Source organism: Bacillus sp. SIMBA_154 (assembly GCF_046536015.1).
Classification (GTDB): domain Bacteria; phylum Bacillota; class Bacilli; order Bacillales; family Bacillaceae; genus Bacillus; species Bacillus pumilus_P.
In genome coordinates, this window is the sequence record NZ_JAWJBV010000003.1 from 237883 (window position 1) to 253575 (window position 15693).

Annotated in this window: 14 protein-coding genes; 12 read left to right on the plus strand and 2 right to left on the minus strand. The window is 41.4% G+C overall.

Translation table 11 applies throughout. The features are described from left to right. Nucleotides 1–8: 8 nt before the first annotated feature. The 9 genes from tuaB to R0K30_RS07665 all read left to right on the plus strand — a co-directional run bounded on the left by tuaB (nucleotide 9) and on the right by R0K30_RS07665 (nucleotide 10437). On the plus strand, nucleotides 9–1460 hold the full coding sequence (gene tuaB, locus R0K30_RS07625) for a teichuronic acid biosynthesis protein TuaB (RefSeq protein WP_410609914.1): 1452 nt from the start codon (nucleotides 9–11) through the stop codon (nucleotides 1458–1460). Then, entirely contained in the window at nucleotides 1457–2662 is a 1206-nt protein-coding gene (tuaC, locus tag R0K30_RS07630; RefSeq protein ID WP_230030670.1) for a teichuronic acid biosynthesis protein TuaC, read from the plus strand. Before tuaB ends, tuaC begins: the two co-directional genes overlap by 4 nt. Nucleotides 2663–2712: 50 nt before the next feature. Further along, nucleotides 2713–4047: a UDP-glucose 6-dehydrogenase TuaD gene (gene tuaD, locus R0K30_RS07635; protein ID WP_099726403.1), complete on the plus strand. Its 1335-nt coding sequence runs from the start codon at nucleotides 2713–2715 to the stop codon at nucleotides 4045–4047. A 17-nt stretch (nucleotides 4048–4064) separates the two neighbouring features. Further along, the gene (locus R0K30_RS07640; RefSeq protein ID WP_327924324.1) at nucleotides 4065–4994 is read left to right on the plus strand and encodes an NAD-dependent epimerase/dehydratase family protein; all 930 of its coding nucleotides are present in this window, start codon (nucleotides 4065–4067) and stop codon (nucleotides 4992–4994) included. A gap of 39 nt (nucleotides 4995–5033) precedes the next feature. Beyond that, nucleotides 5034–6491, plus strand: coding sequence for a teichuronic acid biosynthesis protein TuaE (gene tuaE, locus R0K30_RS07645; RefSeq protein WP_099726401.1), 1458 nt, complete (start codon nucleotides 5034–5036; stop codon nucleotides 6489–6491). 72 nt (nucleotides 6492–6563) lie between these two features. Next, on the plus strand, nucleotides 6564–7241 hold the full coding sequence (gene tuaF / locus R0K30_RS07650; RefSeq protein WP_099726400.1) for a teichuronic acid biosynthesis protein TuaF: 678 nt from the start codon (nucleotides 6564–6566) through the stop codon (nucleotides 7239–7241). A 24-nt stretch (nucleotides 7242–7265) separates the two neighbouring features. Then, on the plus strand, nucleotides 7266–8021 hold the full coding sequence (tuaG, locus tag R0K30_RS07655) for a teichuronic acid biosynthesis protein TuaG (protein ID WP_099726399.1): 756 nt from the start codon (nucleotides 7266–7268) through the stop codon (nucleotides 8019–8021). Between the two features lie 19 nt (nucleotides 8022–8040). Further along, complete coding sequence (tuaH, locus tag R0K30_RS07660) at nucleotides 8041–9237, plus strand: teichuronic acid biosynthesis protein TuaH (protein WP_410610107.1); 1197 nt, start codon at nucleotides 8041–8043, stop codon at nucleotides 9235–9237. 132 nt (nucleotides 9238–9369) lie between these two features. After that, a complete protein-coding gene (locus R0K30_RS07665) occupies nucleotides 9370–10437 on the plus strand; it encodes a glycosyltransferase family 4 protein (RefSeq protein WP_099726397.1) in 1068 nt (355 codons plus the stop codon). 35 nt (nucleotides 10438–10472) lie between these two features. Here R0K30_RS07665 and R0K30_RS07670 read toward each other — a convergent pair whose 3' ends face one another. Together R0K30_RS07670 and R0K30_RS07675 are read right to left on the minus strand one after the other, a co-directional pair. Then, the gene (locus tag R0K30_RS07670; RefSeq protein ID WP_099726396.1) at nucleotides 10473–11570 is read right to left on the minus strand and encodes an LCP family protein; all 1098 of its coding nucleotides are present in this window, start codon (nucleotides 11568–11570) and stop codon (nucleotides 10473–10475) included. Next, nucleotides 11555–12223: a YigZ family protein gene (locus R0K30_RS07675; RefSeq protein WP_099726395.1), complete on the minus strand. Its 669-nt coding sequence runs from the start codon at nucleotides 12221–12223 to the stop codon at nucleotides 11555–11557. The genes R0K30_RS07670 and R0K30_RS07675 overlap by 16 nt, the downstream gene beginning before the upstream one ends. A gap of 221 nt (nucleotides 12224–12444) precedes the next feature. Between R0K30_RS07675 and degS the strand changes: the two genes are divergently transcribed. The 3 genes from degS (at nucleotide 12445) to R0K30_RS07690 (ending at nucleotide 15431) form a co-directional block, all read left to right on the plus strand. After that, entirely contained in the window at nucleotides 12445–13620 is a 1176-nt protein-coding gene (gene degS / locus R0K30_RS07680) for a two-component sensor histidine kinase DegS (RefSeq protein WP_099726394.1), read from the plus strand. A 64-nt stretch (nucleotides 13621–13684) separates the two neighbouring features. Next, nucleotides 13685–14374 (plus strand): two-component system response regulator DegU, encoded by a 690-nt coding sequence (gene degU, locus R0K30_RS07685; RefSeq protein WP_008348273.1) that lies wholly within the window; start codon nucleotides 13685–13687, stop codon nucleotides 14372–14374. A 214-nt stretch (nucleotides 14375–14588) separates the two neighbouring features. Continuing rightward, nucleotides 14589–15431, plus strand: coding sequence for a DegV family protein (locus tag R0K30_RS07690; RefSeq protein WP_410609920.1), 843 nt, complete (start codon nucleotides 14589–14591; stop codon nucleotides 15429–15431). Nucleotides 15432–15693 lie beyond the last annotated feature (262 nt).

Sequence of the window (15693 nt, forward strand, 5' to 3'; positions counted from 1 at the left end):
GAAGAGAAATGGCAAGTATGAAAAATCGCATGCTAGGCGGGGTAAAATGGACAAGCTTGTCCGCATTGATCATTACCATCATCCAAATTGCACAGTTCGCCTTTCTAGGGAACGTGATGTCACTTAAAGAGTTTGGGCTCGTTGGCATGATCACAACTGTCACAATATTTACGCAAATTTTACTTGATCTAGGCATCGGTGCAGCGATCATTCAAAAGGAACAAACAACGGAACGTCAATTATCAACATTATATTGGATCAACTTACTCACAGGTCTTGTCTTGTTTTGTTTACTTATCCTTGCAAGCCCAATGATTGCCGCCTTTTATGCCCGTCCTGAGCTAGAAGGACTGCTCAAGCTATTATCGATGATGTTTCTCATTGCACCAATTGGCCAGCAATACCAATATATGATGCAAAAAGATTTAGCTTTTAAAACATTAAGTACCATTGAAGCCATTGCGGCCATCATATCGCTGCTCGTTTTATTCGCTTTAGCTTTTTTCATCAATCCGATTGTTGCCTATGTCATCTCTCAAGTGTTGCTGCAATCAAGTAAAGGTCTATTGTATGCAGCGGCTTATTGGAAGAAGTGGCGTCCGGCACCAGTCTTTGCAATAGGAGAAGTGAAAGAATTTTTCTCATTCGGCGCTTTCCAGCTGGCATCAAGGCTCGTCAATCGGGCAGGATCGAACATTGACATGATTTTAATCGGCCGGTTTCTTGGAGCGGAGGCGTTAGGTATTTACAGCTTGGCTTATCAAATTGTGACGATTCCTGTGCTGAAAATTAATCCGATTGTGACGAGGGTGGCTTTCCCTGTTTTTGCAAAAAGTCAGCGTGATCACTCCATGCTGCGCGAGGGCTTCCTAAGTATGACGAATATGCTCGCCTTGATTAGTTTTCCGTTATTAATCGGCCTTGCTGCCGTATCAGATAGCTTTATAGAAGTTGTGTTTGGAGAGAAATGGCTAGTGGCAGTTCCGGTTCTCAATATTTTGTGCATAGTCGGACTACTGCGTGTGCTCATGAATCCAAACGGTTCAATACTCCTTGCAAAAGGGAGAGCGGACTTATCCTTTTATTGGGATACGGGGATGCTCATCGTTTATGGATGTGCGTTATATGCAGGAGTCAGCACAGGCAGTCTGTTGACGGTGGCTTGGATTTACTCAGGTGTCAGCCTGTTGAATTTCATTGTTGGCAGATGGCTGATGGCCTATGTCATTCAGCTTGATATGAAGGTGTATTTGAAATCACTCGGAAAGCCTGCTGTCATGACGCTATTGATGGCCGCCTGTGCGGTAGCTTTACATCAAGGGATGAAGCTGACGTCAGCTGATATTTCGCTTCAATTATTACTGACTGTTTGTTTAAGTGCTGCTTTGTATGGCCTGCTGCTCGTCAAAATGTATCCACAGATTGCAGGCAAATTATTGAGAAGAGGTCGTTCTTCATGAAGGTGCTATGGCTGACAAGTGTATATCCTAGTGAAAAACATCCGAGTGAGGGTGTCTTTCACGAAACACAAGTGCAGGAGCTGATCAAACAAGGAATTGAAGTGACCGTCCTTTGTCCCAATCCAGTGAATCCGCCCGTCTTGCGGATGCTCAAGGCATCCTATCGGCAGAAAAAAGATATTCCCGAACAGGAAGTGCGGTGCGGAGTGACGGTTTACAGGCCGCCCTATACAGCGTTACCTGGACAGCTGAAATGGGCGCAGCCGAGTAAACGAATAGCGGATTCTGTTCTGCGCACAATGCAGCGTCATCAGCTGTCACCAGATTTTATCCATGCACACTTTGCCATGCCGTCTGGCGGAGCGGCGGCTGTGATCCAAAAAGAAGCGCATATCCCTTATCTTCTGACCTTACACGGCAGTGATGTGAACGTGTATCCGAGCTATAGCAAAGGAGCTTTCACAGCCTTTGAAACAGCGGTGAAACAGGCATCTGCTGTGCTGACAGTGAGTGAGGAGCTGGCAAAAAAGACACATGATATGACAAAGGTGGAAGCGCAATTTCTCCCGCTCGGTATTCCGCTCAAGTCATTTTCTAAAACGGATGGAGATCAAGAAGACATCAGAAAGCAGTTAGGCTTACCGCTTCACGAAAAGCTAATTGTCTTCGTGGGGCGCTTAGTGAAAGAGAAAGGCTTACTTGAATTAGCTGATGCTGTCAGTGGGATGGATGGAGTGAAAGTGGTCTTTGTCGGAAAGGGCCCCCTTGCAAAGGAGCTGACCGAACGGGCTGGGGAATCGATTTTACTCCCAGGGCAGGTGCCAAACGATCAGGTGAAAGATTACTTGATGGCAGCCGATCTGTTTGCACTTCCTTCCTATAGTGAAGGAATGCCGACCGTCGTCCTTGAGGCGCTCGCTTTAAAAGTACCTGTCATTGCAACACGAGTTGGTGGTCTCCCATCATTATTTTCTACCTATCAACACCTGCTCATTGAACCACGTTCAACGAGTCAGCTAAAAGAGGCCATTCACGCCTACCTATATGAAAACAAATGGAGTGAGAAAGTAAAGAACGATCTTCATGAAATTGTTCATACAGAATATTCATCAACAAATAATGCGAAGCATCTCATTCAGCAATATGAAAAGGTGCTCAATCAATATCCATCGTTTAAACAGGATGAAATGTGCAAAGAATGATAGATCAACAGCTTGGAACGGTCAATATGCTTTTACTGAGAGGATGAAAAATGTTGAAGAAAATTGCTGTGATTGGAACAGGGTATGTCGGGTTAGTATCGGGTACTTGTTTTGCTGATATCGGAAATCGCGTCATCTGCTGTGACATCGATGAATCAAAAATCAACAGCTTAAAAAGTGGTGTCGTTCCCATTTATGAACCGGGTTTAAAGGAATTGATTGAAAAGAATACAGAAGCAGGAAGACTGTGTTTTACAACCAATATTCCTGCCGCGATCCGGGAATCAGAGATTATCTATATTGCTGTAGGGACACCGATGACACCACAGGGTGAAGCGGATTTAACTTACGTGAAAGCCGTCGCTCAAACGATCGGTGAACACTTAAATGGCTATAAAATCATCGTCAATAAAAGCACCGTGCCAGTTGGAACAGGCCGCCTTGTTCAAGCCATTGTCGAAAAGGCGTCACGCAGTAAATATCCTTTTGACGTCGTATCCAATCCAGAGTTCCTTCGAGAAGGCTCTGCGATTAAAGACACGATGAATATGGAGCGAGTTGTCATAGGGTCTACAAGTTCTCATGCATTGGAGATCATTAAGGAGTTACATGAACCATTTCAAACAGCAGTGGTCGAAACCAATTTAGAAAGTGCAGAGATGATTAAATACGCTGCAAATGCGATGCTTGCAACCAAAATTTCCTTTATCAATGATATTGCCAACATTTGTGATCGAGTGGGGGCGGATGTTGAGAAAGTATCAGAAGGTGTTGGCCTAGATAGCCGGATTGGGCAGAAATTTTTAAAAGCTGGAGTGGGATTTGGAGGTTCCTGTTTCCCGAAAGATACCAAGGCACTTTTAAAAATAGCTGAAACAGTAGGCTATCGTTTTAAACTAATTGAATCAGTTGTTGAAACAAATACACATCAACGAGCGTACCTTGTAAAAAAATTGATGGATGTCTATGGTGAAATAAAGGGAAAAACCATTTCGGTATTAGGATTGGCATTTAAACCTAATACAAATGATTTGAGATCCTCTCCAGCCCTTGATATTATTCCTATGCTACAAGATCTGGGAGCTAACGTAAAAGCGTACGATCCCATTGCTCACTTAGAAGCGAAGGAGATCCTTGGAAACCAGACGATATTTAGCAACAATCTATATCAAACAATAGAGAATTCAGATGCCTGTTTAATCTTGACTGAATGGGAAGAAGTATTAAAAATGGATATGGAGAAAGTCAGAAGTCTTCTTCAACGTCCAGTCATCATCGATGGACGCAATGTATTTGAACCAGATCAAATGAGAAAAAACGGCTTTATTTATCATTCAATCGGTCGTCCGCATGTACAGGATGTTAAGATGTTATTAGAAGCTTGATTTAGGAGGAAACTTGGATGAAGAAAGTATTGGTTACTGGAGGTAGTGGATTTATAGGTTCACATACTGTTGAAAAATTAATAGAAAAAGGATATGAGGCCATCGTGCTTGATAATTTTTCGACAGGTAGTAAGGAAAATATTGCCCATTTATCTGTTCAATGTATTGAAGAGGATATAACAAAATCAGAAGTGGTTGAAATCATCAAACAAATCGCACCAGACTACATCATTCATCTTGCTGCACAGGTAAGTGTCGCAGTATCGGTCAAAGATTATATATATGATCAGGAAGTGAATATTAAAGGATCTCTGCATGTGATCAAAGCTGCTTCAGAGATTGGTGTCAAGAAGGTGATATTTGCCTCATCGGCTGCTGTCTATGGAGACCCAATTTATCTGCCAGTGGACACCGCTCACCGGCTGCAGCCTGGTTCACCTTATGGCTTAGCAAAGCTCACAGTAGAGCGATACTTAGAAATGTCAAAAGCACTCTATGATGTGGACTATTGTATTCTGCGATACAGCAATGTATATGGTCCGCGCCAAGATGCACTTGGGGAAGGCGGGGTTGTCTCTATTTTCTCTGATAAGTTTGCAAAGCATGAAGCACCTTTCATCTTCGGGGACGGGGAACAAACAAGAGATTTCATCTATGTAGAAGATCTAGCAGCAGCGAATGTTGCGGCTTTAACAGCCCAATCAAACGTTTGTTTAAATGTCTCGTGTGGTGATTCCATCACTGTGAATGAGCTGTTTCAAACGATGAAGCAAGTGACGAGATCACATCTTGAACCGATTTATAAGCCGCAGCGTGCAGGAGATATTGTGCATAGTACATTGGCGAATGAGGAAACGAAACAAGTCTTAGCATGGGAGCCTGTCGTGACTTTACAGGAAGGTTTGGCTCGTACCATTTCCTACTATCAACAGGAAGTAAAGGCGTAATCCCTCAAATCGGATGGATGGCTTAGGAGGAAAATGGGTATGAGTGTGAAACAAACAGCATGGCAAATCATGATCGGATGTATTTTGTTTGCAGCAGGGATAGGGATTGTACAAATTGCATCCGCGCAGCCCGTTGGGTTAAAGAAGATGGTGGCAATCCCGGTTCTGCTTGTGGTCCTCACGGCAGCTCTCGTGTTGATGAAGCAATACATGAATGGTGAGCAAGTATTCATGTCAGCCATCTATCTTTTAATTGCATTGACCTTTCTCAATAACGCTTTCTTTTCTATTAGTGTCGGGTTCTTTAGTCTTTTCCTCTACCGAATCATGCTCATTGCCGTCTTTGCTTTATTGATATGGCGAATGAGAGATAAGGGGACGTACATATTACAGTGGCAGCAGATTCGTGTAAAAGGCATTCTCGGTTTTTTTGCTGCATGGTTTCTTTACGGGCTCATCTCACTGCTTTGGGCTCATTCGGTTACAGACGGTCTGAAATATATGTCCCTGCTTGCGATGGGGATCGGGTTTGTCTTTCTTGTGGTCATGTACATTCAGCGAATGGATCAAATCGTGACCTTTTATAGTATTTGGCTGGTCATGACCGTATTTGTGATGGGGATCGGGTTCTATAATCACTTTACTTTGAACCATTTACCTAACACATCATTGTATCTTGGGCCAGCGTATAAACAGCACTATCCTACATCTGTATTCTTTAATCAAAATGACTTTGCGACGTTTTTATCTATTAGCTTTTTCTTATATGTGGCGTGCATGCGTCAAATGAAAAATGGTTATATCAAAGCGTTTGGATTATTAGGCGCAATCTCAGCTCTGTATCTCATTTTGTTAACAGAATCCCGCGCCAGCTTGCTTGGCATATTTGCGGGAGTGGCTATTTATGTGTGGCTGCTTATGCCGCGCTTTCTAAAAAAGTGGTCACTCATCGCAGCAGGCGGACTTGGTGTCATCTGTATCGCCATCTTTTCGGCCAAGATCTATTCGGTCTTTTATGACTTGTTTCTCGCTTCTCAGGTCGCGCATTCTTTTAGTGAACCACTCCCGTCCAACATCGCTAGGGCGAATTTGATCAAAAATGCATGGCATTTCTTTACGAATTCATACGGCTTCGGGGTCGGAGCAGGTAATGTGTCTTACTATTTAGCCCACTTTTCAATCTTTGATACAGATCAAGTCGTTGAAGTGCACAATTGGCTGCTAGAGGTGATGACGAATTTTGGCTTTGCGGTCATGCTAGGCTATATCTCAGTGTACGCCTATCTCATGTTCACACTGTACAAACAATACCAATGGGCTGACACAAGATCAGCAAAAATGATCATTGAAGGTCTATTTGCTGCAATGCTGAGCTTTCTCGTCTCAAGTATCAGTCCTAGTTCCGTCTCGAATTTATATTTCCACTGGGTATTTTTAGGACTGGTGATCGCAGCGGTTAACATCTTGAAAAACAAACAACGTTTCAAGCCTTGGTAAATCGTGTGTGGTGCTGAGCTTGTATGGCTACACTAGTGAAAAAGCAAATACGTCAATGTTGGGAGAATGAACATGTCTGGTTTCATGTTAAGAATAGGGAAGCGAATCAAAAAGTATATCGTCTGGCTCGTGCTGCTGCCTGTCGTATTAGGCGCTTTTGGTTTCTTTTTTGCCAAAGGAACAGTCCAGCAGTCTAGTTACACAGCCGCTGTTACCCTCACGCTTGGTAAATATGATGACGGGGTGTATAACAATATGGCAGAAGTGACATCTCTATTAAAAAGCGATGCATTTCTAAATGAAGCACTCAGTGATGTAAAGGAAGAAGAAAGGCAGGATGTGAAAAACCGCCTGATCCTTACCAATCAATCAGATACACAATTACAGCTGTCATTCACAGATGCCGATAAGGATCGAGCCTTGGCTGTCGTGAAGCAGGTGTCAGATACATTTCTAAAGCAAGACAAAGCATTATTTACAAAAAGGCAGCAGGTCATTGAAAGTAGGTTATCCGCTCTTGAAGACGAATCTGTCAGCAATGATTCCAAAGTGGATAAAGAACGATTCTTATATGAATTGGAGTCTACAAAGCTCGGAATGAAGCAGGCAAAGATTGTGGACCCGGCTCAAGTGCTTGATGAAGGCAATAAAGGCATGTCAGCGAAAAAACGGGCACTGCTCGGACTGATCATTGGCTTTAGCATCTCGCTCATGTTTGTGGTGTTACCTGAAGTGTTCAAAGAATCTTAATGATGAACTGGAGATGAGTCTTAGGTGAACAATCAACCGTTAGTATCTATTATTACACCGGCGTATAATGCGGAACGTTATTTAACGGATACAGTTCATTCCGTCCTTGCCCAAACCTATTCCAATTGGGAGCTGATCATTGCAGATGATTGTTCAACAGATGGAACAAGGATGCTATTAGGGGAATTAAGTCAGGCGGACGACCGAATCAACGTCATTTATTTAGAGGAAAACGGGGGAGCCGCCATTGCGAGAAACACGGCCATCAAACAGGCAAAGGGGCGTTTTATCGCTTTTTTAGACAGCGATGATAAGTGGAAAGAGACAAAGCTCGAAAAGCAGGTAGACTTTATGCTGGCGAATGATTATGCCTTTACATTCACGGCGTATGACATCATTGCCGAAAATGGAGAACCGTTACAAAAAACAGTCACTGCACCAGCTAGGTTGAACTACAATGAAGCCTTGAAAAATACCATTATCGGCTGTTTGACGGTCATGATCGATCTTCAGCAGGTGGGACATGTAGAAATGCCGAACATCCGTACAAGACAGGATTTAGCCACATGGCTGTCTATTTTAAAAAGAGGATTTACAGCCTATGGCATGAGTGAGCCGCTCAGTGAATATCGCATCGTTGGAAACTCTATCTCGAGTAACAAGTGGAAAGCGGCGAAAAAAACGTGGTTTGTCTACAGAGAAATTGAGCAGCTTCATTTTGTCAAAGCGTCATGGTGTTTTATGCATTATGCGACAAATGCTGTGAAGAAGCGCTTATAAATAGAAGGGAAAAAAGGTGATAAAGGTGAAAGCAGACTCGATCATACATGTCATCGTAGCGACGGGAGAATGGGGACAGGATGGCCTGAGGTACAGACGGCATCGTTTGGCGGAATTTCTAGCATCTGATCCAGAAACGAAAGAAGTCATCTGGGTATGCCCGTCTGCAACCCGTCATACAGCTCCCTTTCAGCCCATAACGGATCGAATGAAGCAATTGACCATTCCTGATGTGCTCAAGAGCAAATTTTTTCGCTTTGGAAGATATCAAGATATGTTCTATATTCATAAATTGTCCTCTCTTCTTGAGCATTTGCGGCAGGAGGAAAAGAAGGGGATAGCCGTTTGCTTATGGTATACGTTTCCTGGCTTTCCGCTCTTATCTTCTTTATTTGAATGGAAACATATTGTGTATGATTGCAGTGATCTGTGGGGAGAGCCGATAAGCGGGAAAAACAACATACTCTCTTATATGAGGCAGCGTGTCATTGTAAAAGCAGAAAACCGAATCATTAAATACGCACACAGCATTACATGCTCTTCTCAATACTTACATGATCAAATCAAAAAACGTCTCATGGGTGAACCGAAAGATGTGTTCACAGTAGAAAATGGTGTTGAGTACGATGTGTTTGCAAAAAGCAATCTTTCCTGTAAGGAGGATGTGCTGGAAGGAAGAGAAGGAACCGTCCTTGGCTTTATTGGAGGAATCAAGCCGAAGCTCGATTTTGACATGATTGCGCAAGCTGCTCACATGCAGCCAGATTGGACATTTTTATTTGTCGGTCCTGATGGAACAAATGGAGATCCATCTTTTCAGCATGCACTCAAACTGCCAAATGTCATTTGGACAGGGGCTGTTGCACCAGAAGAAGTGCCTGCTTATATGAAACTGATTGATGTAGGGATGATGCCATACAAACAGTCTCCTTATAATCAAGCCGTTTTCCCGCTCAAGCTATATGAATTTCTAGCTGCAGGAATACCTGTTGTCGGTTTAAATCTTCCATCAACGGAAAGGCTAAAAGAGAATGATGTGTATGAATATTTAGAGGGCGAAGATCCTGCGCTCTTCGTAGAAGCCTGCCTGAAAGTGATCAGCAAAAAAGATGACATAACCTATAGACATCTAAGACAAAGCCGGGCGAAGAAAAAAGATTGGCACGCGCTGTTCACAAACATGGTGGAATTAACGAATATTAAAGAAAACGCATAATTCATTCAGGATTGTGCGTTTTTATTTTTCTTTTTCACAGGGGGAGCTTGTGATCATCCTATATTCAATTGTATAATGGAAAGAGCGGCCAATATACAAAATACAGATTTCAATTTAGAAGGAGACTGACCTATGGATTACGAACGCGCCTTATTAGCGTTTTTTGTCTCTCTGGCTACAGTTTTAATTGTGACACCAATCGTCAAAAAGCTTGCAATTAAGATTGGTGCAGTGGACCAGCCGAATAAACGAAAAGTTCATGATAAAGTAATGCCTCGAATGGGCGGTTTGGCGATTTTTATTGGGGTAGCGGCTGGAGCATTAGCAGGCGGGCTGTTTCTACATAATAAAATTACAGCGATTTCAGTTGGTGCCGTACTCATCGTCATTTTAGGTATATTTGATGATAAATATAATTTAAGTGCAAAATTTAAATTTCTCGTGCAAGTTCTCGTTGCTTGTTTGATCGTGAGCACGGGCCTCAAAATGGACTTTTTCTCTGTTCCTTTCTTAACAGATCGTATTGAGTTAGGCTGGATGGCATATCCCCTAACCGTGTTATGGATTGTCGGAATCACAAATGCCATCAATTTAATTGACGGCCTTGATGGACTCGCTGCTGGGATTTCGGTCATCGGTTTATCCACGATTGCAGTGATGGCATTTTCTGCTGATAAGATTCTCATTCTTTCTTTATCACTTGTCGTCATTGGCAGTACAATCGGCTTTCTATTTTACAACTTCCATCCAGCAAAGATTTTTATGGGTGATACAGGCTCGTTGTTTTTAGGCTATATGATTTCGGTGCTGTCACTTTTAGGATTATACAAAAGTGTCACTTTGTTTAGTGTCGTTGTTCCGGTGATCATCTTAGGTGTCCCCATTTTTGATACGACCTTTGCGATCATTAGACGAATATTAAATAAACAGCCAATTTCAGCGCCTGACAAATCGCATATTCATCATAGACTGATGGCCTATGGTTTATCTCATCGAACAGCCGTCATCGTCATTTACATGATTGGTTTAGTGTTTAGCTTAAGTGCAATATTGCTGACAAGTGCAACCATTTGGTTATCACTGATCATTATTTTTTTATTGGTCATGTTTATGCAAGTCATTGCGGAAGTCACTGGTTTAGTGAACGAAGAGTTCAAACCATTTACGAAATTCTATAAACGCATGGTCAAAAGAAATTAAAGAAACAGCCCGTTCCTAGGAATCGGGCTGTTTCTTTATTGTCCGGATGAATTTGGCGAAGTGGGCGCAGTATCTGTCGTTCCTGTCCCTGTTTCACCAGATGATGGAGTGGTCTGTGAATCTGTTTCAGTCGAAGGTTCAGAAGGAAGCTTTAAATGCGTCCTTAATTCATTCTGTACATTAGCTAAATTGGTTTGATCTGGCTCGAAGTAATATGTTCGATTTGGTCCTAGATAAAGGTCGTCTCCTTTAATAGAAAGCGTTTCTGTGTCGTCTCCTTTAAATCCACTGTAGATTTGCTGAAGAGCAAGTCCTTCCGTGATACGGAAATTGGTCGTAATGTGATCACTTACTTCTTTGGCGATATTATCCACGTTTGCAATATTATTTGGCTTCGCCATTTGATCAATCATGGCTCGTAAAATCTGTTTCTGACGATCGTTACGCCCGAAATCACCTCGTGGATCTTGTTTTCTCATCCGCGCATAAGCAAGTGCTTCTTCCCCGTTTAAATGCATATTGCCCTTTTTGAAGTAAATCTTTTTGGATTTTTTGACGTCACTTTTTTCATTGAAGTCAAATGGAACATCTATATCAATTCCACCCACTTCATCAATGACATCTTTGAAGCCGTCAAAATCCACTGTTGCATACTTATCGATCGGAATATTCAAGAATTGTTCGACAGTTTCAATCGTTTCGTCTTTTCCGCCTTTAGCAAATGCCGCATTAATTTTATCTTTACTTTCGGTCGTGTCACTTGCAAGATGTACCCGTGTGTCCCGAGGAATACTAACCATTTTCATCGTTTTATCTTGAGGATTAATGGTTGCAACAATGAGTGAATCTGAACGGCCATGATCACCATTCGTAGCATAATCCTCAATTCCGACAAATAGAACGGAGAAAGGTTTCTTCTTAATATCAATGACAGCATCACGGAGCTTAGATTTCTCTCCGCGGTCTAGTTCATCATATGTTTTGTCAGCTGCCTGAAGTGTATTCACAATTTTATACACTGCAAATCCGCCCATGCAGATGAAGAGAAGCAAAAATAAGACCAGAATACGTTTGATAATCTTTTTCTTCTTACTCTTTTTCTTTCGTACACGCACTTTTACTCGTTGTGCCATTCATCTGTCTCCTTTATCGGACCAATGTCCTTTTCTAAATAAATAAGTTCGCCTTCTTTTGTAACACTCTTCCCATTTGTAAGCTCTGTCATCCATTCAATGAACTGCTCTGTTTGTGTTTCTTCTACATACGTCTCAAAAATAACATCTTCGGCATAATGGATTTCTTTTAGCTGAAAAGATGAGGCTCTAAGCTCATTCTCTACCTTTCCAAGCCATGTATAATCTATTGTTGTGTGCATCGTACGCATTAAACAGCGCTCTACTATACCAACATGGTTGATAGCTTCTGATACAGATTTTCCGTAGGCACGAATTAATCCACCGGCACCTAATTTGATACCGCCGAAATAACGAGTGACCACAACGACTGTATCTTTAAGCTTCCGTTTTTTTAGCACTTCAAGCATTGGCACTCCTGCCGTACCGCTTGGTTCACCATCATCATTTGCTTTTTGAATCATGTCATGTTCACCAATGAGATATGCTGAACAATTATGTGTGGCATTCCAATGTTGTTTTTTAATGGATTGTATAAATGCTTGTGCTTCTTCTTCTGAGACAGCACGCTGTATATGACAAATAAAACGTGATTTTTCAATGACGATCTCATGCTCGCCACGACTTTTTACTGTAAGATAGCGATTCAGCAAAAGACATACCCTCCTGACAAGCAAATTGTAAGACTAGAGAAAATTTGCATTGGTTTTAGAATTTTACAGCGTATTTTGTTATGATGATAGGAGCGGAAAAAGGGTCGTCATAAAAACTTCAAGATTTATACGCATTCTTTCATTATAATTCGACATAAAATGCAGATCAATGACATTTATAATAAAAAAAGATGACATCACTGTTACGGGAGGGAAAAGCCATGACAACACCCAAAATGGATCCGAAATTATTGGATTCAATCATCATGAAAATGCTAAGTACAGTTGATGGCAGCAAGGACGAAGTATTTAGGATAGGCGAACAGTCCCGTCAACAATATGAGAGCCTAGTTGAAGAGCTTAAGCAAATCAAGCAGCAAGTAAACGAGGTAATTGATTTTGGGGATAAACTAGAAGTACATACGAGACATGCTAGAAATCGCTTATCTGAAGTCAGCAGAAACTTTAACAAATTCAGCGAAGAAGAAATACGAGAGGCCTACGAAAAAGCACATAATCTGCAAGTAGAACTCACCATGATCCAGCAGCGTGAGAAGCAGTTGAGAGAGAGAAGAGACGATTTAGAAAGACGATTATTAAGCTTACAGGACGTCATTGAACGCTCTGAAACGCTTGTGAGTCAAATTACGGTTGTTCTGAACTATCTCAACCAGGATTTACGCCAGGTAGGCGTTTTACTCGAAGATGCTCAGGCAAAACAAGATTTTGGACTAAGAATTATTGAAGCTCAAGAAGAAGAACGCAAAAGGGTATCTCGGGAAATTCATGATGGTCCGGCTCAGATGCTGGCAAACGTGATGATGCGTTCTGAATTAATTGAACGGATCTTTAGAGACCGTGGTACAGAAGAAGGCTTTAAAGAAATTAGAAGTCTCAGACAGAATGTGCGAAATGCTCTGTACGAAGTGAGAAGAATCATTTATGATTTAAGACCGATGGCTTTAGATGATTTGGGTCTCATTCCGACGCTAAGAAAATATTTAAACACAATCGAAGAATATGATGGGAAAACCAAGATTACGTTCCAATGCCTAGGCGATACAGAAAGCGAAAGAATTGCTTCTCAATTTGAAGTGGCACTATTTAGACTAGCCCAAGAAGCTGTCACAAATTCCTTAAAACATTCTGAAGCTGAAGAAATCTCTGTAAAGGTAGAAGTAACGAAAGACTTTGTGACATTAATGATCAAAGACGATGGAAAAGGCTTTGATATGAAAGATGTTAAAACAAACAAAAACAAATCCTTCGGTTTACTTGGCATGAAAGAACGCGTAGACTTACTAGAAGGTAAAATGACCATAGACTCAAAAATAGGTCTAGGGACATTCGTTATGATTCGGGTGCCGTTAACATTGCAAAATAAAATTGTAAAATAGAGTCAAAAGACATATTGACCATAAAGTTCAGGTGTAGAACAATAAACATGGGGAGGCGTAGCTTGTGACTAAAGTAAATATTGTAATTATTGATGACCACCAATTATTCCGTGAAGGTGTCAAACGGATTTTAGATTTTGAACCTACTTTTGAAGTAGTTGCAGAAGGAGACGACGGTGACGAAGCTGCACGTATCGTAGAGCACTATCATCCGGATGTTGTCATTATGGACATTAATATGCCGAATGTAAATGGTGTAGAGGCTACAAAGCAGCTAGTAGAGCTTTATCCCGAATCAAAAGTCATTATTCTATCTATTCATGACGATGAAAACTATGTGACACATGCATTGAAAACAGGGGCGAGAGGTTACCTGTTAAAAGAAATGGATGCAGACACTCTCATTGAAGCAGTGAAAGTAGTAGCTGACGGAGGATCTTATTTACATCCGAAAGTCACTCATAACTTAGTAAATGAGTTCCGACGCCTAGCAACTAGCGGCGTTTCAGCACATCCACAGCATGAAGTATATCCTGAAATTCGCAGACCACTTCATATCTTAACAAGACGTGAATGTGAAGTTCTTCAAATGTTAGCTGACGGAAAGAGCAACAGAGGAATTGGTGAATCGCTCTTTATTAGTGAGAAAACAGTCAAAAACCATGTAAGTAACATTTTGCAAAAAATGAATGTAAACGACCGTACACAAGCTGTTGTTGTAGCAATTAAAAACGGCTGGGTAGAAATGAGATAATGTTCCGGACAAGTACTCCTTTTTCACCTGTTTTTGGTTCTCTCACATTTTAAGTTTGAGAGAAATGATAGGCAGGATAAGGAGTCTTTTTCGGATATTGCAGGCTTGCCTATTGATTAGGCAGGCTTTTTTGATTACTATTATAAATCTAATGAAAAACAATGATCATTCTTTTAAAATAAAAAAGAGTAACGAATAAGGAAGGTATTTAAGAATGAAAATAGCCGTTGTAACAGACAGTACTGCTTATATACCACAAGAGCTACGTGATAAACATCAAATTCATATGATCCCCCTTAACGTCATCTTTGGCAGCGAATCGTACCGTGAAGAAATAGAGATGGATTGGGAGACGTATTATGAAGAAGTCAAAAAACATAAAGATCTTCCAACGACCTCTCAGCCTGCTTTTGGTGAACTAGTAGAATTATATGAAAAGCTAAGTGAAACATACGAAGCTGTGATTAGTATTCACCTTTCAAGCGGAATTAGTGGAACATATAATAGTGCAGCCTCAGCGAACGATCTAGTTGACGGAATTGACATTTACCCGTTTGATTCAGAAACTAGCTGTATGGTGCAGGGGTTTTATGCATTAGAAGCTGCTGAAAAAATCCAAGAGGGTGCTTCTCCAGAAGAGATTTTAGCACATCTAAATTATCTGAAAGAAAGCGAACAAGCCTATTTTATGGTGGACGACTTAACTCATTTGCAAAGGGGCGGCAGATTAAACGGTGCTCAGGCTTTTATTGGGAGCCTCTTAAAGGTAAAGCCTATCCTTCATTTTGACAACAAGCTAATTGTCCCTTTTGAAAAGATTCGTACACGTAAAAAAGCCATTTCACGCATTTTTGAATTATTCGATGAAGATGCATCACGTGGTGTACCGATGAGAGCTGCAATCATTCATGGAAATAGAGAAGAAGAAGCAGAAGAATTGATTGCACATTTATCAGAAAAGTACCCTCATGTCGAATTTTATAAAAGCTACTTTGGTGCCGTGATTGGTACTCATCTAGGCGAAGGGTCATTAGGTCTTGGCTGGATGATTAGATAGATCTCAAAAACCCCCTTTTCTCATGGAAAAGGGGGTTTGTTTTTCAATTATTACAGTTGGACGAAAGGTCTTGTCTTTGTACATAATAGGCAAACATCAGTTGAAAGGTGTTAGGAGAAACATGGACAAAGCGATGGAACTAAGGCAACAACTGCAATCACGCCACCTACTTACCATTGAAACTCGATGCACAAAGCCTCATTTGGATTGGCTGGAGGAGAAAGGGTTAGTAAATAGATCTCCTGCCATTGAGAGGAAAGCG

Excerpts from the sequence above, each read along its gene's own strand:
- tuaB (WP_410609914.1), top strand. The coding sequence starts at position 9 with ATGGCAAGTATGAAAAATCGCATGCTAGGCGGGGTAAAATGGACAAGC.
- tuaC (WP_230030670.1), top strand. The coding sequence starts at position 1,457 with ATGAAGGTGCTATGGCTGACAAGTGTATATCCTAGTGAAAAACATCCG.
- tuaD (WP_099726403.1), top strand. The coding sequence starts at position 2,713 with ATGTTGAAGAAAATTGCTGTGATTGGAACAGGGTATGTCGGGTTAGTA.
- R0K30_RS07640 (WP_327924324.1), top strand. The coding sequence starts at position 4,065 with ATGAAGAAAGTATTGGTTACTGGAGGTAGTGGATTTATAGGTTCACAT.
- tuaE (WP_099726401.1), top strand. The coding sequence starts at position 5,034 with ATGAGTGTGAAACAAACAGCATGGCAAATCATGATCGGATGTATTTTG.
- tuaF (WP_099726400.1), top strand. The coding sequence starts at position 6,564 with ATGTCTGGTTTCATGTTAAGAATAGGGAAGCGAATCAAAAAGTATATC.
- R0K30_RS07665 (WP_099726397.1), top strand. The coding sequence starts at position 9,370 with ATGGATTACGAACGCGCCTTATTAGCGTTTTTTGTCTCTCTGGCTACA.
- R0K30_RS07670 (WP_099726396.1), bottom strand. The coding sequence starts at position 11,570 with ATGGCACAACGAGTAAAAGTGCGTGTACGAAAGAAAAAGAGTAAGAAG.
- degS (WP_099726394.1), top strand. The coding sequence starts at position 12,445 with ATGACAACACCCAAAATGGATCCGAAATTATTGGATTCAATCATCATG.
- R0K30_RS07690 (WP_410609920.1), top strand. The coding sequence starts at position 14,589 with ATGAAAATAGCCGTTGTAACAGACAGTACTGCTTATATACCACAAGAG.